A 25761-nucleotide genomic window follows, 5' to 3' on the forward strand; every position below is an offset into this window, starting at 1 on the left:
AGTAACTTCCCCGCCTTTCAAGTCACTCCACAACTTTGCCGATTGCGTAATCACGCAACTTGTTGGCAATGGTGGTATGCGAAACGCCCAGGCGTTTACCCAGTGCTCTGCTACTGGGGAATTCACCCTGCAAACTTTCAAGTACGGCTTTTTCGAAACGACCGACTATTTGCGACAAGTCACCTTCCAGGGAAAACTCGCCCAAAGGTTGGCGCGCGCCATAATCGGGCAGGCGAATATGCTCGGCCTTGACCACCCCGCCGTCGCACAATGAAACCGCCTGGAACAGTACGTTCTCCAGTTGCCGCACGTTGCCCGGCCAATGGTATTGGCTCAGGCGCTCCATCGCCGCCGGTGCCAGGCTCGGCAACGGGCAGCCGATCTGGCGGCTGGCCTGGTCGAGAAAATGCTCCACCAGCGGCGCCAGGCCGTCCAGGCATTCGCGCAGCGGTGGAATGTGCAGCGACAGCACGTTGAGGCGGTGATACAGGTCCTGGCGAAACTCGCCGCGGGCGCACAACTCCGACAAGTCCACCTGGGTCGCGCAGATCACCCGCACATCCAGGTACACCTCCTCGTCACTGCCCACCCGGCGAAAGCAACCGTCCTGCAGAAAGCGCAACAGCTTCACCTGCAGGCGCGGGCTCATCTCACCCACGCCGTCGAGAAACAGCGTGCCGCCCGCGGTCAGTTCCAGCAGGCCAAGCTTGCCCTCGGCGCGGGCGCCTTCGAACGCCCCCGGCCCGTAGCCGAACAGCTCGGTCTCGGCCATCGACTCGGGCAGCCCGGCACAGTTGAGCGCCATCAGCGGCGCCTGCCCACGCGGACTGGCCAGGTGGCAGGCACGGGCCAGCAACTCCTTGCCGGTACCGGTCTCGCCCTCGATCAGCAGTGGCGCATCCAGCGGCGCCATGCGACGTGCCTCGCGCACCACCGCCGCCATCACCCTGGAGCTCTGGAAAATGCTGTCGAACCCACGCAGCTCCTGCTTGCGCACGTTGTAGATGCGTTCGCCGATTCGGTCAGCCCGGTGCAGGGTCAGCACGGCCCCTGCCAGCGCCTCGCTGTCATCGTGCTCGGACTGCAGCGGTGCGATATCGGCCAGGAACACATCGCCTTTGATCTTCACCCGCAAGCCGTTGATGCGTGACTTGTTGGCCCGCACCAACTCCGGCAGGTCGAAATCCTCGGCATACCGCGACAATGCAATGCCCGGCACTTCGTCCACCCGCACCCCGAGCAACTGCGCCGCCGAACGGTTGGCCGCGACGATCGAGCCCCCCATGTCGATCGACAGCACGGGAAAATCCAGCGCACCCAGCAAGGCATTGAGCTCCATGTGCCGGCGCTCGCTGGGCATCAGGCCCACCCGCTTGACCCCGAACACGCCGGTAATGGCTTCGAACTTGGGGCGCAGCGCCTGGAACTGCAGGTTGATCAGGTTCGGGCAGTGCAGGTAGATGGCATTGCCATGCTCGCCCCCCACCTCGCCGCGGGCCACGTTGATCCCGTACTCGACCAGCAGGTTGAGCATGTCGCGCAAGATACCGATGCGGTTCTGGCAGTGCACTTTGATACGCATGAAAGGTCCTACAAACAAGAAGACGAGGCCAACTATCTGCACAACGGCATGAACTCTCGTAAAGAATACGTTACAAAAAGGCGGATTCACAGCTACCAGCACCTGCGTTTTCTCGGCACTTCGGCACCACCGTAAAATCTGCGTTACAAAAATACGGTTGAACGGCCCGCCGGGCACGAGGCAACGGGATGCAAACACCAGGGTGAGGGGGTATTCCTAGGGCATGGCGAAAGCCACCCTATAACAATAAAGGCCCTCATCAGGAGAGCAGCATGAAACAGACGCACTACGTGGCCCGCGAGCCCGATGCGCAGGGTTTTATCGATTACCCGCCGCAGGAACATGCGGTGTGGAATACCCTGATCACCCGCCAGCTGAAGGTGATCGAGGGGCGCGCGTGCCAGGAGTACCTGGACGGCATCGAACAACTGAACCTGCCTCATGACCGCATTCCGCAACTGAGCGAGATCAACCAGGTACTGGGCGCCACCACCGGCTGGCAAGTTGCCCGCGTGCCGGCCCTGATCCCCTTCCAGACCTTCTTCGAACTGCTGGCCAGCAAGCGCTTTCCGGTGGCCACCTTCATTCGCACCGAAGAAGAACTCGACTATCTGCAAGAGCCCGACATCTTTCACGAGATCTTCGGCCACTGCCCGCTGCTGACCAACCCCTGGTTTGCCGAATTCACCCACACCTACGGCAAACTCGGCCTGGCCGCGACCAAGGAACAGCGCGTCTACCTGGCCCGCCTGTACTGGATGACCATCGAGTTCGGCCTGGTGGACACCCCGCAGGGCCGCAGGATCTACGGCGGCGGCATCCTCTCCTCGCCCAAGGAAACCGTCTACAGCCTGTCCGACGAACCGGAACACCAGGCCTTCGATCCGCTCGAGGCCATGCGCACGCCGTATCGCATCGATATCCTGCAGCCGGTGTACTTCGCCCTGCCGCAGCTCAAGCGCTTGTTCGACCTGGCCCACGAAGACATCATGGGCATGGTTCAACGCGCCATGCAGCTGGGCCTGCACGCCCCCAAATTCCCCCCCAAGGTGGCCGCTTGAGCCACCCTGTACACCTATAACAACCACTTGCGGAAGAATCACCTATGAACGCCTTGAACCAAGCCCATTGCGAAGCCTGCCGTGCCGACGCCCCACAGGTCAGCGACGAAGAACTGCCGGTACTGATCAAGCAGATCCCGGATTGGAACATCGAAGTGCGCGACGGCATCATGCAGCTGGAAAAAGTGTTCCTGTTCAAGAATTTCAAACATGCCCTGGCGTTCACCAACGCAGTGGGCGAAATCTCCGAAGCCGAAGGCCATCACCCTGGCCTGCTGACCGAGTGGGGCAAGGTCACCGTGACCTGGTGGAGCCACTCGATCAAGGGCCTGCACCGCAACGACTTCATCATGGCCGCGCGCACCGATGAGGTCGCCAGCACCGCAGAAGGTCGCAAGTAATGCACTTCGGCGCCATCGCGCGCGTGCCAGGCGACCCGATTCTGGGGCTGATGGAGGCGTACGCCAGGGACACCAACCCCGACAGGTTCGACCTGGGGGTTGGCGTGTTCAAGGACGCCCAGGGCCTTACCCCGGTGCCCAGGGCGGTCAAGCTGGCCGAACAGCGCCTGCTCGACGACCAGACCAGCAAGAGCTACGTAGGCGGTCACGGGGATGCAGCCTTCGGACAACTGATCGCGCAACTGGTACTTGGTGACGACGCGCCACTGCTCGCAGCCCGGCGCGCAGGCGCCACGCAAACCCCGGGCGGCACCGGCGCACTGCGACTGGCGGCGGAGTTCATCCGCCAGTGCCTGCCAGGGCGTGGCATCTGGCTGAGCGACCCGACCTGGCCGATCCACGAAACGCTGTTCGCCAGTGCCGGCCTGAAGGTCAGCCACTACCCCTATGTGGGCGCAGACAACCGCCTGAACGTGACCGGCATGCTCGCGGCACTGGAATCGGTGCCCACGGGCGATGTGGTGCTGCTGCACGCCTGCTGCCACAACCCCACCGGCTTCGACCTGTCGCAGCAGGACTGGCAGGCGGTGCTGGAAGTGGTCAAGCGCCGCGAACTGCTGCCGCTGATCGACTTCGCCTACCAGGGCTTCGGTGACGGGCTGGAGCAGGATGCCTGGGCCGTGAGGCTGTTTGCCCAGGCCCTGCCGGAGCTGCTGGTGACCAGTTCGTGCTCGAAGAACTTCGGCCTGTACCGCGAGCGCACCGGTGCGCTGCTGGTATGCGCCGACAGCGCCGAAAAGCTGCAGGATGTGCGCAGTCAGCTGGCATCGATTGCACGCAACCTGTGGTCGACGCCGCCAGACCATGGCGCGGCGGTGGTGGCGACGATTCTTGGCGATCCGGCGCTCAAGCGCCTGTGGGCCGACGAAGTCGACGCCATGCGCCAGCGCATCGCCATGCTGCGGGTCGGCCTGGTCCAGGCGCTGCAGCCCCATGGGCTGAGCGAGCGGTTCGCGCATATCGCCGCGCAACGCGGAATGTTCTCCTACACCGGCCTCTCACCGCAGCAAGTGACGCAACTGCGGGAGAAGCACAGTGTGTACATGGTCGGTACCGGGCGGGCGAACATCGCCGGGGCGGATGCGGCCAGGCTGCAGGTGCTGGCGGCGGCCATCGCGGACGTCTGTCGCTGAACCCTTCGTCGGCAAGGCCGGCTCCTACAGGGACGACGTCGATCCGTGTAGGCGCTGGCCTTGCCGGCGAAGCGTCGCTGAAGGCCACCAATCAGCAGGAAAATTCATACTGTCATCCAGACTCCTGTATCCTGCCCAGGCTTTATCGAAGCCAAGCGCGCCTTGCGCAGCCTTTCCACCTTATAAACTTGCGAGGAACGACGAGATGCATGAAATCCCGAATCTTCCCTTCCCAAGCCTGAACCAAGCCGAGCAGCCTGCTGCTCCTCTCAGCGCCGAACCTGCCCACGTGGCAGATTCCGATGGCGACGAAACCCCGAGCGCCGAACAGGAATAAACCGCGCACTACCCGGCGTGTGAAAACCACTACGACAGGGGACGACCCCGGCAACGGGTTTTCACACCGCCAAGAACCCTCCCCGCGCTCCACAGGTCTATGATAGGCACTCCAGCCCGTCACCTCCCGGACCTTCCATGCCTGTCACACCGCGCCCCCTGGCGGTCACCCTGCAAGTCGTCTCCATCGTGCTGTTCACCTTCATCGGCTACCTCAACATCGGCATTCCCCTGGCCGTGCTGCCCGGCTTCGTGCACGACACCCTGGGGTTCGGCGCCGTGGTCGCCGGCCTGGTGATCAGCGTGCAATACCTCGCCACCCTGCTCAGCCGCCCCTATGCCAGCCGCCTCATCGACAATCAGGGCTGCAAGCGTGCGGTGATGTACGGCCTGGCCGGCTGCGGCCTGAGCGGCGTGTTCATGTTGCTGGCCGCCTGGCTGCAGGCCACGCCCTGGATGAGCCTGACCAGCCTGCTGGTGGGGCGCCTGGTGCTGGGCAGCGCCGAAAGTCTGGTGGGTTCGGGCGCCATCGGCTGGGGCATCGGCCGGGTGGGCGCGCAGCACACCGCCAAGGTGATCTCCTGGAACGGCATCGCCAGCTACGGCGCGCTGGCCATCGGCGCACCGCTGGGGGTGGTGCTGGTACAGCAGCTGGGGCTGTGGAGCATGGGCGTGAGCATCCTGCTGCTGTGCGCGGCAGGCCTGGCGCTGGCCTGGCCCAAGCAGGCGGCGCCGATCGTCAGTGGCGTGCGCATGCCGTTTCTGCATGTGCTGGGGCGGGTGTTCGGGCATGGCTCGGGGCTGGCGCTGGGCTCGATCGGCTTTGGCACCATCGCCACCTTCATTACCCTGTACTACGCCAGCCAGTCCTGGCACAACGCCGCCTTGTGCCTGAGCCTGTTCGGTGCCAGCTTCATCAGCGCACGCCTGCTGTTCGGCAACCTGATCAACCGTCTGGGCGGCTACCGTGTCGCCATTGCTTGCCTGAGCGTGGAGACGATCGGCCTGTTGCTGCTGTGGCTGGCCCCCAGCGCCGAACTGGCACTGGCCGGTGCGGCACTGAGCGGCTTCGGCTTTTCGCTGGTATTCCCGGCGCTGGGGGTAGAGGCGGTCAATCTGGTGCCGGCGGCCAACCGCGGTGCCGCGGTGGGGGCCTACTCACTGTTCATCGACCTGTCGCTGGGTATCACTGGACCACTGGCGGGGGCCGTGGCGGCAGGTTTCGGCTTTGCCTCGATCTTTCTGTTTGCGGCAATCGCCGCCTTGTGCGGCCTGCTGCTCAGCCTTTACCTGTACCGCCAGGCACGACTGAACCCGGTACGCCACACGCTTCAGTAGTCGATCTTGCCGCGCCCGGCCTTGATCGCCCCGCGCTTGCTCTTTGACTCCAGGCGACGGGTCTTGGAGCCCAGGGTCGGGCGCGTAGGCCGCCGCGCCTTCTCGACCTTCACCGCCGCCAGAATCAGTTCGCGCAAGCGCTCCAGGGCGTCGGCCCGGTTCTGCTCCTGGGTACGGTATTGCTGGGCCTTGAGCACGATCACCCCGTCGCTGGTGATCCGGCTGTCACGCAGGCCCAGCAACCGTTCCTTGTGAAACGGCGGCAGTGACGAGGCATTGATGTCAAAACGCAGGTGCACGGCGCTGGAGACCTTGTTGACGTTCTGCCCACCGGCGCCCTGGGCGCGAATGGCGTTCAATTCGATCTCGTCATCGGGAATGTGCACGGCGTTGGAAATGATCAGCATGGGCCTGGCTTTGCGCGAATTGGCCTTCAGGATACCCGCCCTGGTGCACAAAACCAAAAAGCCCGGCACAAGGCCGGGCTTTCATTGCAGCATCCTGCGCTTACTTGAGGGCGGCGCTCGGCACTGCAGGGGCGCCGTTGGCGCTGCGCTTGCTCTTGAGCCAGTAGAAGCCCCACATCACCACCAGCCATACCGGAATCGCGTACACCGATACACGGATGCCCGGCATCAGCAGCATGATGCCCAGGATGAACACCACGAACGCCAGGCAGAGGTAGTTGCCGTAGGGGTAGATCAGCGCGCGGAACAGCGACTTCTGACCGGTACGGTCCATGTGCTGGCGGAACTTGAGGTGCGAGTAGCTGATCATCGCCCAGTTGATCACCAGGGTCGCCACCACCAGCGACATCAGCAGCTCCAGGGCGCTGTGCGGCATCAGGTAGTTGAGCAGCACCGCCACCACGGTAACGGCTGCCGACGCCAGAATCGAGCGTACCGGCACGCCACGCTTGTCGATCTTGGCCAGGCTGGCCGGCGCATCACCCTGCTCGGCCATGCCGTAGAGCATGCGCGCGTTGCAGTAGGTACCACTGTTGTACACCGACAGCGCCGCGGTCAGCACCACGAAGTTGAGGATATGCGCTGCGGTGTTGCTGCCCAGCAGCGAGAACACCTGCACGAACGGGCTGGCGCTGTAGGCATCGCCCGAGCTGGTCAGGCTGCTGACCAGGCTGTCCCACGGGGTCAGCGACAGCAGTACCACCAGGGCACCGATGTAGAAGATCAGGATGCGGTAGATGACCTGGTTGATCGCCTTGGGGATCACGGTCTTCGGCTTGTCGGCCTCGGCTGCGGTGAACCCGAGCATTTCCAGGCCGCCGAAGGAGAACATGATGATCGCCATGGCCATCACCAGGCCGCCGACGCCGTGCGGGAAGAAACCGCCGTGGGCCCACAGGTTGGTGACCGAGGCTTCAGGGCCGCCGCTGCCACTGACCAGCAGGTAGCTGCCCAGGCCGATCATGCCGACGATGGCCAGCACCTTGATGATCGCGAACCAGAACTCCGCCTCGCCGAACACCTTCACGTTGGCCAGGTTGATCGCGTTGATGAGGATGAAGAATGCGGCTGCCGAGGCCCAGGTGGGGATCTCCGGCCACCAGTAGTGGACATACTTGCCGACCGCGGTCAGCTCCGACATCCCCACCAGGATGTACAGCACCCAGCAGTTCCAGCCCGACAGGAAGCCGGCGAAACCGCCCCAGTACTTGTGGGCGAAGTGGGCGAAGGAGCCGGCCACCGGCTCTTCGACGATCATCTCGCCCAGCTGGCGCATGATCAGGAAGGCAATGAAGCCGCAGATCGCATAGCCCAGGATCATCGACGGGCCGGCCGATTGCATCACCCCGGCCGACCCCAGGAACAGGCCGGTGCCGATAGCGCCACCGAGGGCGATCAGCTGGATGTGGCGGTTTTTCAGGCCACGCTTGAGCTCACCTGAATGCGAGTTTTGTCCACTCATGAACGGAGTCACCTGTTTGTTTTTATCTGTGACGGAATCGGACCCACCGCGCTCGTGGCGCAGCGGAATTAACAAGGTGGTATACCTTGAGGAGTCTTGGACCAGAGCCTTCGGTACGGGCGGCAGCCCGAGGCGAATCAGCCCGGAGTCAGCAAGGTTGCGCGGTACGCAGTTGGGTCACAGTTAAAACGCGGCGCATTGTATACCCTTGCTTTGGCGCAGGGGTCAACACGTTGCGTGACTGTCGGATGACAAGACGCAGCGGTCCGGCGGGGGTTCTGAAGCCTGGGGGAGTGTACGGCGTGCATGGCGCCTCCATTTCTTGTTATGGCTTGCCCAGCTCTGCGGCGGGGCTTTTGCACTTGGCAATGGCGGCTATCACACCGTGGTTGCGGGGGTTGGGCAAGAGGTTGACGTGGACAGAAGGTGAGGGTCGCCGACGTTTTCGGCAAGGTTTGTTTACAGCCTGAAGAATGGGCTGGCTTGCCCAATCAGTACGCCACAAGTCGTAACGAATTATTTACGACGTGGTTCAAAAAGTTTCCACTGGTTGCCTTGGAGTGTCTGCGCCGGCCCTCCGCCGGCAACGCCGACTCCTACACTGCGAGTGCAATGCCTGTAGGAGCCGGCCTTGCCGGCGAAGGGCACGTGAAAACACCACAGGCACAAAAAAGCCAACCCGAAGGTTGGCTTGTGTGAGCGCTTACTCAGCCCGCGGCGGCTTGCCACGGCTGCTGCCCGGCCGCTTGGGTGCGGAGCCGGCCGGCTTGCGCTTGTTCATGTCGCTCGGACGCTCGGCCACGGTGCTGCGGCCCTTGCGTGGCGAGTCGTCACGCGGCTGGCGCGCTGCGCGCTCGGTGGTCGCGCCACCTTCCTTGGCCGGGCGCAGGGTGCGCACGCGCTCGCCACGGCCCACCGGCTTGGACGACTTGCGCTGCATGCGCTCGAGCTTGTCCTTGACCTTGGCCTTCATCGCCGGCATTGCCACCGGCTTGAGCCCCACTTCGGCAGCCAGGATGTCCACTTCGCCCTGGCTCATTTCGCGCCAGCGGCCCATCGGCAGGTCGCTGTTGAGGAACACCGGGCCAAAGCGCACACGCTTCAGGCGGCTGACCACCAGGCCCTGGGATTCCCACAGGCGACGCACCTCACGGTTGCGGCCTTCCATCACCACGCAGTGGTACCAGTGGTTGAAACCTTCACCGCCCGGGGCTTCCTGGATATCGGTGAAACGCGCCGGACCGTCTTCGAGCACCACGCCCGCCTTCAGGCGCGCGATCATGTCTTCGTCCACTTCGCCGCGTACACGCACTGCGTATTCACGGTCCATTTCGGACGACGGGTGCATCAGGCGGTTGGCCAGCTCACCATCGGTGGTGAACATCAGCAGGCCGGTGGTGTTGATGTCCAGACGACCGACGTTGATCCAGCGGCCCTCTTTCGGGCGCGGCAGGCGATCGAACACGGTCGGGCGACCTTCCGGGTCGTCACGGGTGCAGATCTCGCCGTCGGGCTTGTTGTACATGATGACGCGGCGCACGGTCTCGGCGGCTTCTTCACGCTTGATCAGGCGGCCGTCGACCGAAATCGCGTCGTGCATGTCGACGCGCTGGCCAAGGGTGGCGTCCACGCCATTGACCTTGATGCGACCCTGGCTGATCCAGGCCTCGACGTCGCGGCGCGAACCCACGCCGATGCGCGCGAGTACCTTTTGCAGTTTTTCGCCGGCTGGACGCGGCGGGCTATCGTGCAGATCCTGTTCACTCATCTGGGCACCTCCCGGTGTAGTGCTGCTGAAAATCATTGAATTGGCCAAACAAGCGCCAAAAAAGGTCGCGAATCATACGCCGAACCGACGACAAACGCACCACAGACTAGCCGATATTGCACCCCAGGACGCTGTTTTCCGCTCGAAGGCCGCTCAGCCCTGCGGCGAACCGGGCGCTGCCTGGCCCTCATCGGGTTCATCGGCTTGCTCGAGCAGGTCGTCGAAGTCGGTCTTGAGCCCCTGCTCCATCGAGTCCAGCTCCAGCAACAGGCTGTGAAAGCTGGTCTCCTCGACCGGGGCTTCTGGCTCGGCGCTCTCGTCGGCCAGGGCCTGCAGGTGGGCCGGCACCGGTGCATCATCCACTTCCAGCAATGGCTCGGGCTCCATCTCGCGCAACTCGGCCAGCGAGGGCAGCTCGTCGAGGTTCTTCAGGTTGAAGTGGTCGAGAAAGGCCTTGGTGGTAGCGAACATCGCCGGTTTGCCGGGCACTTCGCGGTAGCCCACGATGCGCACCCACTCGCGCTCGAGCAGGGTCTTGATGATATTGGTGTTCACCGCCACGCCCCGCACATCCTCGATCTCGCCACGGGTGATCGGCTGGCGATAGGCGATCAGCGCAATGGTTTCGAGCAACGCACGCGAATAGCGCTGCGGCCGTTCTTCCCACAGCCGCCCGACCCAGGGCGCGTAGTCCTCGCGGATCTGCAGGCGGTAGCCCGAGGCCACTTCCTTGAGCTCGAACGCGCGCCCGGCACAGGACTTGCGCAGCACCTCGAGGGCCTTCTTGAACACGCCGGGCTCAGGGCGCTCGGCCTCTTCGAACAGCTCGTACAGGCGCTCCAGCGATTGCGCCTTGCCAGAGGCGAGCAGGAAGGCTTCCAGCAGCGACGCCAGGTCACGGGGGTCGGTCAGGTTCATTGGGGTGCTCGTGTACGGTTATTCGGCCCGGGCGCGGACATGGATGGGAGCGAAGGGCTCATTCTGCACCAGTTCGACGAGAGATTCCTTGACCAGTTCGAGGATGGCCATGAAGGTCACCACCACCCCCAGCTTGCCCTCCTCGGCCGTGAACAGCTCGACGAAGGGCACGAAGCCGCCGCCCTTGAGGCGCTCGAGCACATCGCTCATGCGCTCGCGGGTCGACAGCGCCTCGCGGCTGACCTGATGGCTCTCGAACATGTCACCGCGGCGCAGCACCTCGGCCATCGACATCAGCACCTCTTCCAGCGCAACGTCGGGCAACAGCTTGCGCGCCTTGGCCTGGGGTGCCTCCAGGCGCGGTACGATCACCTCGCGGCCAACCCGGCTCAGGCCGTCGATGCCTTCGGCGGCGGCCTTGAAACGTTCGTACTCCTGCAGCCGGCGAATCAGTTCGGCACGCGGATCGTCCTCTTCCTGCTCCACTTCGGCAGAGCGCGGCAGCAGCATGCGCGACTTGATCTCGGCCAGCATCGCGGCCATCACCAGGTACTCGGCGGCCAGTTCCAGGCGTACGGTCTTCATCAGCTCGACATAGCCCATGTACTGGCGCGTGATCTCCGCCACCGGGATGTCGAGAATATCCACGTTCTGCTTGCGAATCAGGTACAGCAGCAGGTCGAGCGGGCCCTCGAAGGCTTCGAGGAACACTTCCAGCGCATCGGGCGGGATGTACAGGTCCACCGGCATCTCGGTCATGGCTTCGCCATACACCATCACCAGTGGCAGCTCCTGCTGGGCGCCGGCCTGTGGGTCCAGGGCCGGCTCGACCGCAGCGACCTGGTTCACGCTTCGGCCATGAAGGGCGCAGGGTCGCCGCAGCCTTCACGCACCAGCACCGCCTCCTCCCCGGTCAGGTCGATGATGGTGGAGGCCTTGAGGTCGCCGTAACCGCCGTCGATGATCAGGTCGACCTGTTTTTCCAGGCGCTGACGGATCTCGTACGGGTCGGTCATGGGTTCGTCGTCGCCTGGCAGGATCAGGCTGACGCTCATCAACGGCTCGCCCAGCTCTTCGAGCAAGGCCAGAAGAATGGGGTTTTGCGGCACGCGCAGGCCGATGGTGCGGCGCTTCTCGTGCAACAGCAGGCGCGGTACTTCGCGGGTGCCATTGAGGATGAAGGTATAGGGCCCCGGCACATGCGCCTTGAGCAGGCGGAACGTGGCGGTGTCGATCTTGGCGAACAGGCCCATCTGCGACAGGTCGCAGCAGATCAGCGTGAAGTTGTGGCTCTTGTCCAGCCCGCGCAAGCGGCGCACGCGCTCCACGGCAGACTTGTCGCCGATCTGGCAACCCATGGCGTAGGACGAATCGGTAGGGTAGACCACCACCCCACCCTTGCGGATGATCTCGACGGCCTGCTTGATCAGGCGCGGTTGCGGGTTTCCCGCATGAATCTGGAAAAATTGACTCACGTTTTCTACCTGTTCAGACGGGTGCAGTGGGCTGCTCATGTTTGAATCGACGCCACAGGGGTGGCAGGTCCTCCGGCAACGGCCGGTAGACACCGATCTCAGACCAGGCGCCCGGGCCATGGAAATCGCTGCCGGCGCTGGCCAGCAGACCGAACTCACGGGCCAGGATCGACATCGTGCCCACCTGTTCGGCGGGCATCATCCCGTTCACCACTTCCAGCGCCTGGCCACCTGCTTGAATATAGTCGGCAATCAGGCGTCGACGCTTGCTGCGGGTTAATTCGTAGTGCATCGGGTGGGCAAGGCTGACCCATGCGTGGGACTGGCGCAGGGTCTGCACGGTGTCTTCCAGGCTTGGCCAGTGCAGCTTCACATCCCCCAGCTTGCCGGCGCCCAGCCACTTGCGAAAGGCTTCGCCGCGGTCCTTGACGTGGCCGGCACGCACCAGGTACTCGGCAAAGTGCGGACGGGCCGGCGCATTGCCGCTGTCACCCAGCTCCTGCTGGATGGCACGGGCGCCGTCCAGCGCGCCGGGCATGCCCTTGAGCGCCAGCCGCCGGTCGATTTCCTCGGAGCGCAGCCAGCGTCCACGGTGCAGCGACTCGACGGCGCGCTGCAGCGGTTCGGCATCGAGCGGGAAGTTGTAGCCCAGGATGTGAATCGTCGCCCCGCCCCAGGTGCAGGACAGCTCGACCCCGCTGACCCACTGCATGTCCAGCGCCTGGGTGGCAGCCTGGGCTTCGAGCTGGCCTTCGAGGGTGTCGTGGTCGGTCAGCGAAAGCATCCGCACGCCGTGTTCGTGGGCGCGAGCGACCAGCGCCGTGGGCGACAGGGCGCCATCGGAAGCGGTGCTGTGGCAGTGCAGATCAACATTCATAGGTGGCGCATACGCTCTCATTGATGTTTGTTATTATGCCGTCACATCCTGCTTCTGGCTGCCACTGTGAAACAATTCATCGATTTCATCCCGTTGTTCCTGTTTTTCATCGTCTACAAGCTCGACCCGCGCACGGTCGACGTTGCCGGCCAGTCGTTCGAGCTGGGCGGCATCTACAGCGCCACGGCGGTGCTGATCATCAGCTCGCTGGTGGTGTATGGCGCATTGCTGATCCGCCAGCGCAAGCTGGAGAAGGGCCAGTGGCTGACCCTGGTGGCATGCCTGGTATTTGGCGGCCTGACCCTGGCCTTCCACAGCGAGACCTTCCTCAAGTGGAAGGCCCCGGCGGTGAACTGGCTGTTCGCCACCGCTTTTGCGGGCAGTCACTTCATTGGTGACCGTGTATTGATCAAGCGCATCATGGGCCATGCGCTGACCTTGCCCGAGCCGGTGTGGACGCGCCTGAACCTGGCGTGGATCGCGTTCTTCCTGTTCTGCGGCGCGGCCAACCTGTTCGTTGCCTTCACCTTCCAGGACATCTGGGTGGACTTCAAGGTATTCGGCAGCCTGGGCATGACCGTACTGTTCCTGGTGGGCCAGGGTGTCTACCTGTCCCGCCACCTGCACGACAGCGACCCTACTACCCCCAAGACCGAGGACTGACATGCTCTACGCCATCATCGCCACAGACGTTGCCGATTCGCTGCAAGCCCGCCTGGCTGCACGCCCGGCGCACCTTGAGCGCCTGCAGCAGCTCAAGGCCGAAGGCCGCATCGTACTGGCCGGCCCGCACCCGGCGATCGACAGCAACGACCCTGGCGCGGCCGGGTTCAGTGGCAGCCTGATCGTCGCCGAGTTCGACTCGCTCGAGGCTGCCAAGGCCTGGGCAGATGCGGATCCTTACATTGCGGCGGGTGTATATGCCGAAGTGCTGGTGAAGCCGTTCAAGCAGGTCCTGCCGTAACCTGATCGGCGCGACGAGCCCGTCGTCGCGCCGGTTCGCCTCACCTTCTGGGCACCTTCGCACACACTCGCTGCTCCCCTTCCTGGCTTTGCCCACTACAGCGGGCCTGTAGTGCTACGCCTTAAAATCCACTCGAATGTTCATCATTCTCGTCCACCTGCCGACAACCTACGCAACACCCGATTGGAATCAAGGAGTTCCGATGCGTCAAGGTCCGTTGTCCATGCTGCTGTGCCTGTTGCTGCTGACCCCGCTCGCCAAGGCCGCCGAAGCCTCCGCCAGCACCCCTTTGTCGTTGAGTGCGGGTAGCCAGATCACCGAGCTGCAGCAACGCCTCAAGGAAAGTGAGCGCCAGCACGAAGCGCTCAAGCAGCAGCTGAAGAATGTCGAGAACGAACGCGAAAGCGCCCAGCTGACCCGCCTGCGCCAGGAGAACCAACGCCTGAAGCAGCAGCTCGAGCAACACCAGGCCAACCCGCTGCCCAAGCTGCTCACCGATCAGCAGCAATGGTTCGTGATTGGCGCCGGAGTTGCCCTGTTGGCCGTGCTCTGCGGTATCTTTGCCAGTGGCAGCCACAGACGGCGCCGGCAATGGTTGAATTGAGTGAGACATGAGCGAGCTGCTACTGATTGATGATGACCAGGAACTGTGCGAGCTGCTGAGCAGCTGGCTGACCCAGGAAGGCTTTCAGGTGCGTGCCTGCCATGATGGCCAGAGCGCCCGCAAGGCCCTGGCCGAGCACGCCCCGGCAGCGGTGGTGCTGGATGTGATGCTGCCCGACGGCAGCGGCCTGGAACTGCTCAAGCAATTGCGCAGCGACCACGCCGAACTGCCAGTGCTGATGCTGTCTGCTCGCGGCGAGCCGCTGGACCGTATCCTGGGCCTGGAACTGGGCGCCGACGACTACCTGGCCAAGCCCTGCGACCCCCGCGAGCTCACCGCGCGGCTGCGCGCCGTGCTGCGCCGCAGCCACCCGGCCGCCACACCCACCCAGATGGAAGTGGGCGACCTGCGCTTCAGCCCCGCCCGTGGCGTGGTCGACATCGACGAACGCGAGCTGACCCTGACCCTTTCCGAAAGCCGCATTCTCGAAGCCCTGCTGGGCCAGCCGGGTGAGCCGCTGGACAAACAGGAACTGGCGCAGCTCGCCCTGGGCCGCAAGCTGACCCTGTACGACCGTAGCCTGGACATGCACGTCAGCAACCTGCGCAAGAAGATCGGCCCGCATCCCGATGGCAGGCCGCGCATCGTCGCCCTGCGCAGCCGCGGCTATTACTACAGCCTGTAGGCGCCAGCCTTGCTGGCAAAGGGGCGCACGCCAACGCCCCACCGTGTAAACACCCTCGCCCACCGTCTTTACCCAAGCTTTACCCTTGCCTGACCGCCGCTGACCTTGATCTCCCTAGACTGGGCACATCCGGTAACGACCGGCCTCAACAAGGAGAGTCACCATGCGCAAGACCCTTATCGCCCTGATGTTCGCTGCCGCCCTGCCAACCGTAGCCATGGCCATGCCCGACGGCGGCCCCCGTCACGGCGCCGAGCACCAACGCGGTGGAGCGCCTTTCGCCCAGCTGGACCTGACCCGCGAGCAGCGCCAGCAGATCCGTCAACTGATGGGCGAGCAGATGAAGAGCCGCCACGAAATCACCCAGCGCTACCTGGCCAAGCTGCCGGCAGCCGACCAGAAGGCACTCAAGGACGAACTCAAGGCAAGCCACGACAAGGTCGACACCCAGATCCGCGGCATGCTCAAGCCAGAGCAGCAGAAGCAGTTCGATGAAATGAAGAAGAAGCAGGCAGAGCGCAAGGCCGAGTGGGCCGAGTTCAAAGCCTGGAAAGCTGAAAAAGCCAGCAAGGCCCAGTAAGCTGTCCACACCCCGCCCGACCTGCCCCCGCAGGTCGGGCTTCTTTCGTTTGAGGTAATGCCCTTGCGTTCACTGTTCTGGCGCATTCTGGCCAGCTTCTGGCTGGCCATCACCCTGGTTGCCGGGCTGTCGATCCTGCTCGGCCACATGCTCAATCAGGACGCCTGGATCCTCAGCCGCCACCCGGGGCTCAATACCCTGGCCATGAACTGGTCGGCGCGCTACGAACAGCAAGGGCCCGAGGCCGCGCAGCGTTATCTGGAGCTGCGCAAGCGACGCTACAACATCGACGTGCAGGTGCTCAACGAAAGCGGCGAGGCCGTGGTGCCAGGCACGTTCCCGCGCCGCGCAGCAGCCTTCGAGGCGCGCCGGCACAACGGCGAGCCGCTGCCCTGGCGACGCCTCACCGAGGAGTACACCAGCCCCGGCACGGGCGACACCTACCTGCTGATCTACCGCATCCCTCACCCCGAACTCGACGCCTGGCACCGCGACAGCCTGCTGTGGCCGCTGAGTGCATTGGGCATTGCCCTGGTGGTACTGACCCTGTTCAGCCTGCTGGTGACCCTGTCGATCACCCGCCCCCTCAGTCGCCTGCGTGGCGCGGTACATGACCTGGGGCAGACCACCTACCAGCAGAACAGCCTGGCACGCCTGGCCAACCGGCGCGACGAGTTCGGTGTGCTGGCCAATGACTTCAACCGCATGGGCGCGCGCCTGCAGAGCCTGATTGCCAGCCAGCGCCAACTGCTGCGTGACGTGTCCCATGAACTGCGCTCACCGCTGGCACGCCTGCGGATCGCCCTGGCCCTGGCCGAGCGGGCAGAGCCTGCACAGCAGCAGGCCTACTGGCCGCGCCTGACCCGCGAGTGCGACCGCCTCGAGGCGTTGATCAGTGAAATCCTGGTGTTGGCGCGGGTGGATGCCGAAAGCGCCAGCGCAGAACCGGTCGACCTCAATGCGCTGCTGGCCAGCGTGCGCAAGGATGCTCAGCTCGCAGCGCCGGAACAGGACATCCAGCTGCACGACACGCCTGGGCTGAGCCTGCAGGGCTGGCCGACACTGATCGAACGTGCGCTGGACAACCTGCTGCGCAATGCCGTGCGCTTCAATCCGCCGGGGCAACCGATCGAGATGAGTGCACAGCGTGAAGGCGAGCGTATCGTGCTGACGGTGCGCGACCACGGGCCGGGGGTGGCCGACGAGCACCTGGCGCAGTTGGGCGAGCCGTTTTTCCGCGCCCCGGGGCAGACCACGGCCGGGCATGGCCTGGGCCTTGCGATCGCGCGCAAGGCGGCGGAACGTCATGGTGGCAGCCTGGTGCTGGGCAACCATGCGCAGGGCGGGTTCGTGGCGACGCTGGAGTTGCCGGTGGCGGGGCCGGCTAGCGCCTGAATAAAGACGGGTGTTGGCTTCTTCGCTGGCAAGCCGGCCCCCACAGGCTTGTCACCGTCCTCAGGGGCCGTTGCGCACCTGTGGGAGCTGGCTTTGCCAGCGAAAGGGCCATCTGATGCCTGTATAGCTTAGCGGGGCTGCTCCCAGGCGCTGACAAACGCCTCGACAGACACCACTGGCGCCGTACGCGCCGGGTTAAGCGGCGTGCCCACATACAGGAAGCCGATCAGCTCTTCGGTATCCGCCAGCCCGAGGCCCTTGGCCACCTGCGGGCTGTAGGACAACTCGCCGGTGCGCCACACCGCGCCGATCCCCTGGGCATATGCCGCCAGCAGAATGGCATGCGCCGCACACGCGGCCGCCAGCCGCTGCTCGGACTTGGGCACCTTGACGTGATCCTGCACGTTCGCGATCACCACAATCAGCAACGGCGCCCGCAGCGGCATGGCATGGGCCTTTTCCAGCGCTGCCTCGGTGGCTTCGCCCTGCGCCTGCACCGCCTCGGCCAGCAGCGCCCCCAATTGCTCGCGGGCCGCGCCTTCGATGGTCAGGAACCGCCAGGGCCGCAATTGGCCATGGTCCGGCGCACGCGAGGCCGCCCGAAACAGCAACTCGCGCTGCGCAGCATCAGGTGCCGGCTCTACCAGGCGAGGAACGGAAACACGGTTGAGCAATGCGTCGAGAGCCTCCATCGGCTACCCCCTGTCGAGAAATGTGCGGCTATTCTACCGTTTACTTAAAGAGGCCCATAGGTAGAATGGCGCCCCTCCGTTTCAACCCAGAGCAGATCACATGGCGTTGCCGACCTTAAGGATCATCGGTTTCATTATCGGCATCTTCCTGATTACCCTGGCGATCAGCATGACCGTGCCCATGGCCACCCTGGTCATCTACGAGCGCACCGGCGACCTGCCGTCGTTTCTGTGGGCCAGCCTGATCACCTTCATTGCCGGCCTGGCCCTGGTCATACCCGGGCGCCCCGAGCACGTGCACCTGCGCCCGCGCGACATGTACCTGCTCACCGTGAGCAGCTGGCTGGTGGTGTGCATCTTCGCCGCCCTGCCGTTCCTGCTGACCCAGCACATCAGCTACACCGATGCCTTCTTCGAGAGCATGTCGGGCATCACCGCCACCGGCGCCACCGTGCTCAGTGGCCTGGACAGCATGTCGCCGGGCATCCTGATATGGCGCTCGCTGCTGCACTGGCTGGGCGGCATCGGCTTCATCGGCATGGCGGTTGCGATCCTGCCGCTGCTGCGCATCGGCGGCATGCGCCTGTTCCAGACCGAGTCCTCGGACCGCTCCGAAAAGGTCATGCCCCGCTCGCACATGGTCGCCAAGTCGATCGTGGCGGTGTACGTGGGCATCACCACCATCGGCGGGCTGGGGTTCTGGCTGGCCGGCATGAGCCCGTTCGATGCCATCAACCACGCCATGTCGGCGATTTCCACCGGCGGTTTCTCCACCTCCGACCAGTCGCTGGCCAAGTGGGACCAGCCGGCCGTGCACTGGGTGGCGGTGGTGGTGATGATCCTGGGCAGTGTGCCGTTCACCCTCTACGTGGCCACGATGCGTGGCAACCGCAAGGCACTGATCAAGGACCAGCAGGTACAGGGCCTGCTCGGCCTTCTGGTGGCCACCTGGGTGGTGCTGGGTACCTGGTACTGGGCCACCACCAGCCTGCCGTGGTTCGATGCCTTGCGCCACGTGGCGCTGAACGTGACCTCGGTGGTCACCACCACCGGCTTCGCCCTGGGCGACTACAGCCTGTGGGGCAACTTTTCGCTGATGCTGTTCTTCTACCTGGGTTTCATCGGCGGCTGTTCGGGCTCGACCGCGGGCGGGATCAAGATCTTCCGCTTCCAGGTAGCCTACATTCTGCTCAAGGCCAGCCTCAACCAGCTGATTCACCCGCGTGCGGTGATCAAGCAGAAATACAACGGTCACCGCCTCGACGAAGAGATCGTGCGGTCGATCCTGACCTTCTCGTTCTTCTTCGCCATCACCATCTGCATCATCGCGCTGCTGCTTTCGTTGCTGGGCGTGGACTGGATGACTGCCCTGACCGGCGCGGCCAGCACCGTATCCGGCGTAGGCCCGGGCCTGGGCGAAACCATCGGCCCGGCAGGCAACTTCGCCACCCTGCCCGACGCCGCCAAGTGGATCCTGGCCGGCGGCATGCTGCTGGGCCGCCTGGAGATCATTACGGTGCTGGTTCTGTGCATGCCGGCGTTCTGGCGACACTGACGCCCTGGGCCGACGCCTCGGGGCCGGCACTGCGCGCCAGCTCCATACGGGTGCGGTATTCCCCGGGGGTGAGGTCGAACCAGCGCCGGAAGGCCCGGAAGAAGTTGCTCGGGTCGGCAAAACCCAGCAGGTAGGCAGCCTCCAGCAATGTCATGTTCGGCTGCGCAAGGTACTGCTCGGCAAGTTCGCGACGGGTATCGTCGAGCAGGGTCTGAAAGCTGGTGCCCTCCTCCTGCAGGCGCCGCTGCAGCGTGCGCTGCGACAGGTGCAGGGCCTGGGCGACCATTTCGCGCTTGGGTTCGCCCTGGGGCAGCATGCGGCACAGCACCTGACGTGCACGGTGGGTCACCCGGCTTTCGGAAAAACGCGCCAGGTACTCGCCGGCAAAACGGTCGTGCAGAATCGCCATGGCCTCGTTGGCCGTGGGCAACGGCGCCTCCATGTCGGCGCGCTCGAACACCAGCGCATCGTGGGGCGCACCAAACACCAGCGGGGCACGAAACGCCTGCTTGTAGGGTTCTATATCCTGAGGCTGCGGGCCTTGTACCAGCACCCGGCGCAGCTGGATGGTGCGCCCGCTCAACCAGCAGCACAGCGCCAGGGCGCAGGCCAGCGAGGCCTCGGCGCTGTGCCGGGTGGGCGGCAGGTGATCGCCATGCACGGTCAGCACCAGCGAGTAGCCTTCCGGCCCCAGGCGAAAGCTCAGGTCGGAACTCTCCGCGATAATGCGCTGGTAACGCACCAGGCGCTCGAACCCCTCGGCCAGGGTGCGGCTGGACATCAAGGCATAGCCGACCACGTGAAACGATGCCGGGCGCACCACCCGCGCCATGTTCAGGCCGATGGCACGGTTGCCCGACAACTCTTCGGCCAGTTGCCACAAACGGGTCATGGAGTCCTGGGTGAAACGTGCGTCGGGGTCGTCCAGCGCGGCGAAGTCCAGGCCGAGCTGCTTGAACAGCGCAGGGCAATCGAGCCCTTCGAATTCAAGTGCCTTGACGATCCCCGAGGCCCAGCTTGCTGACGTGGTTCTTTCGCTCATGGCTGGCTTCTTTTGGGTAAGACCGCTCCTGCGGTGAACGCAAAGGATACTAAAGTGGCGCTTATTGTCACTGACTGATACTGCGACACAATTCTAGACTCGGTTCAGGCTCCACGCCGTGCATGTTTCGCCACCTTCGACCGATACGGGAGCGACGCAGTGAACAGCCCCCCACGCTTCAACAGCTTTGCCGAGTTCTATCCGTATTATTTGGGTGAGCATAGCAACCCTGTCTGCCGCCGCCTGCACTTCGTCGGCACCAGCCTGGTGATCGCCCTGCTGGCCTACGCCCTGGCCAGTGCCAACGGCTGGCTGCTGCTGGCGGTCCCGGTGGCCGGCTACGGCTTTGCCTGGGCAGGCCACTTCTTTTTCGAGAAGAACCGCCCCGCCACCTTCACCTACCCCTTCTACAGCCTGCTGGGCGATTTTGTCCTGTACCGCGACATGCTGCGCGGCAAGGTGCAGTTCTGACCATCGCCCGCCCCCTGCGCGTGGCCTAGAGGCTGGGCTCACCCACCGCCCGGGCCTGGCGCAGGGCCTCACGGGCCTGGGCGTCGGCCAGGCGGTACAGCTCGATCGTGCCGTCCCAGTGCTCGATCAAGGCAGTGCACGACTCCACCCAGTCGCCGCAATTGAGGTAGTCCACCTCCCCCACCTTGCGGATTTCGGCGTGGTGGATGTGCCCGCACACCACCCCGTGAAACCCTCGCTTGACGCATTCGCGTGCAATCGCCTCCTCGAAGTCGCTGATAAAGCTCACCGCCGTCTTGACCTTGTGCTTGAGGTAGGCCGACAGCGACCAGTAGCCATAGCCATACCGCGCGCGCCAGTGGTTGAGCCAGCGGTTGAGGGTGAGGGTCAGTTCATAGGCCCAGTCACCCAGGAAGGCCAGCCAGCGGTGATAACGGGTTATCACGTCGAACTGGTCGCCATGGATCACCAGTAGCCGCCTGCCGTCGACGGTGAGGTGCTCGGCCTGGTCCACCAGCTGGATATTGCCCAGCACCAGCTTGGAGTAGCGACGCAGGAACTCGTCGTGGTTGCCGGTCACATAGATTACCTCGGTGCCGCGCTTGCTCATGGTCAGCAGGCGCCGGATCACGTTGGTATGGGCCTGGGGCCAGTACATGCCACCCCGCAGCTTCCAGCCGTCGATGATGTCGCCCACCAGGTAGATGCGATCGGCCTGGTAGCCCTTGAGAAACTGCGACAGATGCTCGGCCTGGCAGTCGCGGGTGCCAAGGTGCACGTCCGAGATCCACAGCGTGCGCACGCGCTGCTTGCGCGAAGGTTTGCCAAGCTCGGCATGGGTCATGGGCAGGCTCCGGGAGAGTTTGTGCGAGCTTGCCTGTGGGCAGTGAATCGACCATGAACGTTGTGCGGCAGTCCTGTGACAGGCCGTCGGCGCATGTACACTGCGTGGCCTGTACCCCGATCCAAGGCAACCGCCCGCCATGACCCCTCGTACCGCCCTGGGCGCCCTGCATGCAGGCGCGCTGTTGTTCGGCCTGACCGGCGTGTTCGGCAAACTGGCCAGTGCCGGCCCGTCGGTCATCGTGTTCGGCCGTGCGGCCTTCGCCGTGCTGGCCCTGGCCATCTTCGTCGGCGTTGCCCGACAACACTGGCAACCCCTGAAGGCACGGGACTGGCGCGGACTGACATTGGCCGGGATGTTGCTGGCCGGCCATTGGGTCAGCTTTTTCGTCGCGGTCAAGGTGGCCGGCGTGGCCATCGCGACCCTGGGCTTTGCCAGCTTCCCGGCGTTCACGGTCATTCTGGAAGGGCTGTTGTTCCGTGAACGCATCCGTCGCAACGAAGCCTTGTTGGTAGTGCTGGTGAGCATCGGCCTGGTGCTGGTGACGCCCGACTTCGACCTCGCCAGCCAGGCCACCAGCGGGCTGCTGTGGGCGTTGTTCTCCGGGTTGCTGTTCGCCCTGCTGTCACTGCTCAACCGTGCAGGCTCCCGGCACATTCCGGCGGTACAGGCGGCGCTGTGCCAGAACGCCGTGGTGGCACTGTGTCTGCTGCCGGTGGCGGGCCCGCTGCTGCCTTCGGTGAGCGCGCTGGACTGGCTGTGGCTGGGGCTGCTGGGGGTGTTCTGCACCGGCGTGGCACACAGCCTGTTCGTGGCCAGCCTGGCGGTGATCAAGGCCCGCACCGCCGCCGTGGTGTTTGCCATGGAGCCGGTCTATGGCATCGCCATGGCCTGGGTGATCTTCGCCGAGCAGCCCACCTTGCGCATGCTGATGGGCGGGGTGCTGATCATTCTGGCCATCGTGATTTCAAGCCGTCTGGCCGCCGGCGCACCACGCACCGCACCCGCCACCTCCGGCGGCTGAGTCAGGCGCGGTCGTTGTGGCCCAGGTCGCGCTGCGGGTCGATCTGGTCGCGGACCCGCTGCTTGAGCACCTTGGCCTCGGGGAAACCGCCATCGGCCTTGCGTTCCCAGATCTGCACGCCATCGCAGGTGATGCGAAAGTTGCCGCCCGTTGCCGGTTCCAGGGCCACCCGGGCCAGGTCGTCACTGAAGGTGCTCAGCAGTTCCTGGGCCAGCCAGGCGGCGCGCAGCAGCCATTGGCACTGCGTGCAATAGGTGATGACAATTTCGGGTTTGGATACGGACATGGGGCAACGGTCTCCTGATAGGTGGTCGCGCTTATACTAGCCACCTTTAGCCTTTGCTCCGAGAGCCGCGATGCGTCGTCTGCTGTTGTGCCTGTTGCTGTCCCTTACCTCCCTTGCCCTCTGCGCCGCCGAGGCAGCCCGGCCCAAGGTCGGCCTGGTGCTGTCCGGCGGCGCGGCGCGCGGCCTGGCCCACATCGGTGTGCTCAAGGCGCTGGAAGAACAGGGGGTGAAGATCGACGCCATCGCCGGCACCAGCATGGGCGCGGTGATCGGCGGGTTGTACGCCTCGGGCTACAAGATCGACGAGCTGGAGAAGCTGGCCCTGGCCATCGACTGGCAGCAGGCGTTGTCCGATGCACCGCCGCGCAAGGACATCCCCTTCAGGCGCAAGCAGGACGACCGCGACTTCCTGGTCAAACAGCGCCTGAGCTTTCGCGACGACGGCAGCCTGGGCCTGCCGTTGGGGGTGATCCAGGGGCAGAACCTGGCGCTGCTGCTCGAAAGCCTGCTGGCCCACGCCAGTGACACCCGTGACTTCGACAAGCTGCCGATCCCGTTCCGCGCAGTGGCCACCGATATCGCCAGCGGCGAGAAAGTGGTGTTTCGCAAGGGCCACCTGCCCCAGGTGATCCGCGCCAGCATGTCGATCCCGGCGGTGTTCGCCCCGGTCGAGCTGGACGGCCGCCTGCTGGTCGACGGCGGCATGGTCGACAACATCCCGCTGGATATCGTGCGTGAGATGGGTGTGGACATGGCGATCGTCGTCGATATCGGCACGCCGCTGCGCAATCGCAAGCAGTTGGCCACGGTGGTCGATGTGCTCAACCAGTCGATCACCCTGATGACCCGGCGCAACTCCGAAGAGCAACTGGCCTCGCTGCACCGCGACGACATCCTGGTACAGCCGCCGCTGTCGAGCTTTGGCGTCACCGACTTCGGCCGGGCCCAGGACATGATCGACGCCGGCTACCGCGCCACCCGCCTGCTCGACCCGCGCCTGGCCAGCCTGCGCCGGGTCAACGACACGGCGGTGCAACTGGCCGAGGCGCGCTCGGCCGGGCAACGCACCCCGGTGATCACCGCCATCAAGGTCGAGAACGACTCCAAGGTCAGTGACGACGTGATCCGCTACTACATTCGCCAGCCCATCGGCGAACCGCTGGAGCTCGACCGCCTGCGCACCGACATGGGCACCCTGTACGGCCTGGACTACTTCGACCGGGTGCAGTACCGCGTGGTGCACAAGGGCGACGAGAACACCCTGGTGATCAACGCCCGGGGCCGACGTGGCGGCACCGACTATCTGCGGCTGGGGCTGAACCTGTCCGATGACCTGCGTGGCGACAGCGCCTTCAACCTGGGCGCCAGCTACCGCGTCAACGGCATCAACCGCCTGGGCGCCGAGTGGCTCACCCGGGCCCAGATCGGCGACAAGCAGGAGCTCTACAGCGAGTTCTACCAGCCGCTGGATACCGGGTCGCGCTACTTCGTGGCGCCCTACCTGGACATCGGCTCGCAGAACATCGAGGCCACCCTGGACAACGACCCCATCGCCGAGTACCGCCTCGAACGCTATGGCTTCGGGCTCAACCTGGGCCGCCAGATCGGCAACAACGGCGAAGTGCGCCTGGGGGTGGGCCAGGCCTGGGGGCAGGCCGAGGTACGCATCGGCGAACAGGGCCTGCCCAAGGTGAACTTCAACGAAGGCTTCTATGACCTCAAGTATTCGTTCGACACCCTGGACAATGTCTACTTCCCCCACAGCGGCGAAGACGTCAGCCTGACCCTGCGCCAGTTCGAGCCGGGCCTGGGCTCCGACCAGCGCTATCGCCAATGGGACATGAAACTGGACAAGGCCCTGAGCAGCGGGCCGAACACCTGGGTATTCGGCGGTCGCTATGCGCGGACTCTGGATGATGCCGAGGTGGTCACCTCGAGCTTCGTGATGGGCGGCGCCCGGCAGCTGTCGGGCTTTCGCCAGGACTCGGTGTCAGGCCAGAACCTGAGCCTGATGCGCATGGTCTACTACCGGCGCCTGACCCCGCGCTCCTACCTGCCGCTGGACTTCCCGCTGTATCTGGGCGGCTCGCTGGAACGCGGCCGCGCCTGGAACAACGACAACGAGTTCGACAGCGGCTACATCAACGCCGCGAGCATCTTCCTGGGCTTCGAAACGCCGCTGGGGCCGCTGAACTTCAGCTACGGCATGAACACCGAGAACCAGAAGGCCTTCTACCTCAACCTGGGGCAGACCTTCTAGGACTTCTCCAGGTTGCCCAGGATGCGCGCGTGCACCCGCATGCACACGCGCAGCTCTTCTTCGTCGATGCCTTCGAACAGCTCGACGCGCAAGGCGTTGGCAATGGTCTCGATCTGGTCGATCAACGGCTTGGCGGGCGGGCACAACACGATCTTCTTGGCGCGCCGGTCCTCCAGCACGGCCTGGCGCTTGACCAGGCCCTGGGCCTCGAGGCTGTCGAGCAGACGGGCCAGGGTCGGCCCTTCAACCCCCACGCTCTGCGCCAGTTCACGCTGGGTGGGGGCCTCGTCGAAGCGCGCCAGGTGCAGCAGCACCAGCCAGCGCGCCTGCGACAGGTTGAGCCCGGCCAGGCGGCGGTCCAGCTCGGCGCGCCAACCCCGGGACATATGGGCCAACTGCATCCCGAAACGGTGGTGATCGGTCAACGGCATAGGAAACTCATCATCAGAACTAATTAATAGGCAGCTAATCATGCCCTTGG

Annotated in this window: 28 protein-coding genes; 15 read left to right on the forward strand and 13 right to left on the reverse strand. The window is 64.6% G+C overall.

The features are described 5' to 3' along the window. Positions 1 to 22: 22 nt before the first annotated feature. Entirely contained in the window at positions 23 to 1582 is a 1560-nt protein-coding gene (locus FW760_RS10890; protein WP_043860280.1) for a sigma-54-dependent phenylalanine hydroxylase transcriptional regulator PhhR, read from the reverse strand. 272 nt (positions 1583 to 1854) lie between these two features. On the opposite strand from FW760_RS10890, the gene phhA reads away from it, so the two are divergent. The 5 genes from phhA to FW760_RS10915 all read left to right on the forward strand — a co-directional run bounded on the left by phhA (position 1855) and on the right by FW760_RS10915 (position 5911). Then, complete coding sequence (phhA, locus tag FW760_RS10895; protein WP_043860279.1) at positions 1855 to 2643, forward strand: phenylalanine 4-monooxygenase; 789 nt, start codon at positions 1855 to 1857, stop codon at positions 2641 to 2643. Positions 2644 to 2687: 44 nt separating this feature from the next. Beyond that, the gene (locus FW760_RS10900) at positions 2688 to 3044 is read left to right on the forward strand and encodes a 4a-hydroxytetrahydrobiopterin dehydratase (protein ID WP_036994257.1); all 357 of its coding nucleotides are present in this window, start codon (positions 2688 to 2690) and stop codon (positions 3042 to 3044) included. Next, positions 3044 to 4237, forward strand: a complete 1194-nt coding sequence (locus FW760_RS10905) for an amino acid aminotransferase (protein WP_116053193.1) — start codon at positions 3044 to 3046, stop codon at positions 4235 to 4237. The genes FW760_RS10900 and FW760_RS10905 overlap by 1 nt, the downstream gene beginning before the upstream one ends. Positions 4238 to 4442: 205 nt before the next feature. Then, on the forward strand, positions 4443 to 4574 hold the full coding sequence (locus tag FW760_RS10910) for a hypothetical protein (RefSeq protein ID WP_255002693.1): 132 nt from the start codon (positions 4443 to 4445) through the stop codon (positions 4572 to 4574). 137 nt (positions 4575 to 4711) lie between these two features. Then, complete coding sequence (locus FW760_RS10915) at positions 4712 to 5911, forward strand: MFS transporter (protein WP_058540765.1); 1200 nt, start codon at positions 4712 to 4714, stop codon at positions 5909 to 5911. Here FW760_RS10915 and arfB read toward each other — a convergent pair. From arfB to FW760_RS10950, 7 genes are all read right to left on the reverse strand, one after another. Further along, on the reverse strand, positions 5905 to 6318 hold the full coding sequence (gene arfB, locus FW760_RS10920) for an alternative ribosome rescue aminoacyl-tRNA hydrolase ArfB (protein ID WP_043864296.1): 414 nt from the start codon (positions 6316 to 6318) through the stop codon (positions 5905 to 5907). The genes FW760_RS10915 and arfB overlap by 7 nt on opposite strands. 100 nt (positions 6319 to 6418) lie before the next feature. Continuing rightward, positions 6419 to 7840, reverse strand: coding sequence for an amino acid permease (locus FW760_RS10925; RefSeq protein WP_043864106.1), 1422 nt, complete (start codon positions 7838 to 7840; stop codon positions 6419 to 6421). A 703-nt stretch (positions 7841 to 8543) separates the two neighbouring features. Next, a complete protein-coding gene (gene rluB, locus FW760_RS10930; RefSeq protein WP_054916588.1) occupies positions 8544 to 9608 on the reverse strand; it encodes a 23S rRNA pseudouridine(2605) synthase RluB in 1065 nt (354 codons plus the stop codon). A 153-nt stretch (positions 9609 to 9761) separates the two neighbouring features. Beyond that, positions 9762 to 10526: an SMC-Scp complex subunit ScpB gene (gene scpB, locus FW760_RS10935; protein WP_116053190.1), complete on the reverse strand. Its 765-nt coding sequence runs from the start codon at positions 10524 to 10526 to the stop codon at positions 9762 to 9764. 18 nt (positions 10527 to 10544) lie between these two features. Beyond that, positions 10545 to 11243 (reverse strand): segregation and condensation protein A, encoded by a 699-nt coding sequence (locus FW760_RS10940; protein ID WP_162484885.1) that lies wholly within the window; start codon positions 11241 to 11243, stop codon positions 10545 to 10547. A gap of 128 nt (positions 11244 to 11371) precedes the next feature. Then, positions 11372 to 12001, reverse strand: coding sequence for an L-threonylcarbamoyladenylate synthase (locus tag FW760_RS10945; RefSeq protein WP_116055308.1), 630 nt, complete (start codon positions 11999 to 12001; stop codon positions 11372 to 11374). A 13-nt stretch (positions 12002 to 12014) separates the two neighbouring features. Next, positions 12015 to 12878 (reverse strand): PHP domain-containing protein, encoded by an 864-nt coding sequence (locus FW760_RS10950; RefSeq protein WP_043864110.1) that lies wholly within the window; start codon positions 12876 to 12878, stop codon positions 12015 to 12017. A 66-nt stretch (positions 12879 to 12944) separates the two neighbouring features. On the opposite strand from FW760_RS10950, the gene FW760_RS10955 reads away from it, so the two are divergent. The 6 genes from FW760_RS10955 to FW760_RS10980 all read left to right on the forward strand — a co-directional run bounded on the left by FW760_RS10955 (position 12945) and on the right by FW760_RS10980 (position 17106). Then, positions 12945 to 13541 (forward strand): septation protein A, encoded by a 597-nt coding sequence (locus FW760_RS10955; RefSeq protein ID WP_043864111.1) that lies wholly within the window; start codon positions 12945 to 12947, stop codon positions 13539 to 13541. Between the two features lies 1 nt (position 13542). Beyond that, positions 13543 to 13842, forward strand: a complete 300-nt coding sequence (locus FW760_RS10960) for a YciI family protein (protein ID WP_043864112.1) — start codon at positions 13543 to 13545, stop codon at positions 13840 to 13842. A gap of 202 nt (positions 13843 to 14044) precedes the next feature. After that, entirely contained in the window at positions 14045 to 14446 is a 402-nt protein-coding gene (locus FW760_RS10965; RefSeq protein WP_116053187.1) for a translation initiation factor 2, read from the forward strand. 7 nt (positions 14447 to 14453) lie between these two features. Next, the gene (locus FW760_RS10970; protein ID WP_043864114.1) at positions 14454 to 15131 is read left to right on the forward strand and encodes a response regulator transcription factor; all 678 of its coding nucleotides are present in this window, start codon (positions 14454 to 14456) and stop codon (positions 15129 to 15131) included. 163 nt (positions 15132 to 15294) lie between these two features. Further along, positions 15295 to 15711, forward strand: a complete 417-nt coding sequence (locus FW760_RS10975) for a Spy/CpxP family protein refolding chaperone (protein WP_043864115.1) — start codon at positions 15295 to 15297, stop codon at positions 15709 to 15711. Between the two features lie 57 nt (positions 15712 to 15768). Beyond that, positions 15769 to 17106 carry a sensor histidine kinase gene (locus FW760_RS10980; RefSeq protein WP_043864116.1) on the forward strand — a complete coding sequence of 446 codons (1338 nt, stop codon included), beginning with the start codon at positions 15769 to 15771 and terminating at the stop codon, positions 17104 to 17106. A 128-nt stretch (positions 17107 to 17234) separates the two neighbouring features. On the opposite strand, the gene FW760_RS10985 is transcribed toward FW760_RS10980, so the two are convergent. After that, positions 17235 to 17798 (reverse strand): nitroreductase family protein, encoded by a 564-nt coding sequence (locus FW760_RS10985; protein ID WP_100634667.1) that lies wholly within the window; start codon positions 17796 to 17798, stop codon positions 17235 to 17237. Between the two features lie 100 nt (positions 17799 to 17898). On the opposite strand from FW760_RS10985, the gene FW760_RS10990 reads away from it, so the two are divergent. Further along, positions 17899 to 19353 (forward strand): TrkH family potassium uptake protein, encoded by a 1455-nt coding sequence (locus tag FW760_RS10990; RefSeq protein WP_043864118.1) that lies wholly within the window; start codon positions 17899 to 17901, stop codon positions 19351 to 19353. On the opposite strand, the gene FW760_RS10995 is transcribed toward FW760_RS10990, so the two are convergent. Next, positions 19310 to 20395 carry an AraC family transcriptional regulator gene (locus FW760_RS10995; RefSeq protein WP_088514518.1) on the reverse strand — a complete coding sequence of 362 codons (1086 nt, stop codon included), beginning with the start codon at positions 20393 to 20395 and terminating at the stop codon, positions 19310 to 19312. The genes FW760_RS10990 and FW760_RS10995 overlap by 44 nt on opposite strands. Positions 20396 to 20554: 159 nt before the next feature. On the opposite strand from FW760_RS10995, the gene FW760_RS11000 reads away from it, so the two are divergent. Next, entirely contained in the window at positions 20555 to 20866 is a 312-nt protein-coding gene (locus FW760_RS11000) for a DUF962 domain-containing protein (RefSeq protein ID WP_043864120.1), read from the forward strand. Between the two features lie 25 nt (positions 20867 to 20891). On the opposite strand, the gene FW760_RS11005 is transcribed toward FW760_RS11000, so the two are convergent. Then, the gene (locus FW760_RS11005) at positions 20892 to 21710 is read right to left on the reverse strand and encodes a UDP-2,3-diacylglucosamine diphosphatase (RefSeq protein ID WP_054916590.1); all 819 of its coding nucleotides are present in this window, start codon (positions 21708 to 21710) and stop codon (positions 20892 to 20894) included. 139 nt (positions 21711 to 21849) lie between these two features. Between FW760_RS11005 and FW760_RS11010 the strand changes: the two genes are divergently transcribed. Next, a complete protein-coding gene (locus tag FW760_RS11010; RefSeq protein WP_116053184.1) occupies positions 21850 to 22734 on the forward strand; it encodes a DMT family transporter in 885 nt (294 codons plus the stop codon). A 1-nt stretch (position 22735) separates the two neighbouring features. Here FW760_RS11010 and FW760_RS11015 read toward each other — a convergent pair whose 3' ends face one another. After that, on the reverse strand, positions 22736 to 23020 hold the full coding sequence (locus FW760_RS11015; RefSeq protein WP_054916592.1) for a SelT/SelW/SelH family protein: 285 nt from the start codon (positions 23018 to 23020) through the stop codon (positions 22736 to 22738). Positions 23021 to 23090: 70 nt separating this feature from the next. Between FW760_RS11015 and FW760_RS11020 the strand changes: the two genes are divergently transcribed. After that, positions 23091 to 25280: a patatin-like phospholipase family protein gene (locus FW760_RS11020; protein ID WP_043864124.1), complete on the forward strand. Its 2190-nt coding sequence runs from the start codon at positions 23091 to 23093 to the stop codon at positions 25278 to 25280. Here FW760_RS11020 and FW760_RS11025 read toward each other — a convergent pair. Further along, positions 25277 to 25711 carry a MarR family transcriptional regulator gene (locus tag FW760_RS11025; protein WP_043864125.1) on the reverse strand — a complete coding sequence of 145 codons (435 nt, stop codon included), beginning with the start codon at positions 25709 to 25711 and terminating at the stop codon, positions 25277 to 25279. The genes FW760_RS11020 and FW760_RS11025 overlap by 4 nt on opposite strands. Between the last annotated feature and the right edge of the window lie 50 nt (positions 25712 to 25761).

This window comes from Pseudomonas sp. 1176_21, assembly GCF_052850635.1.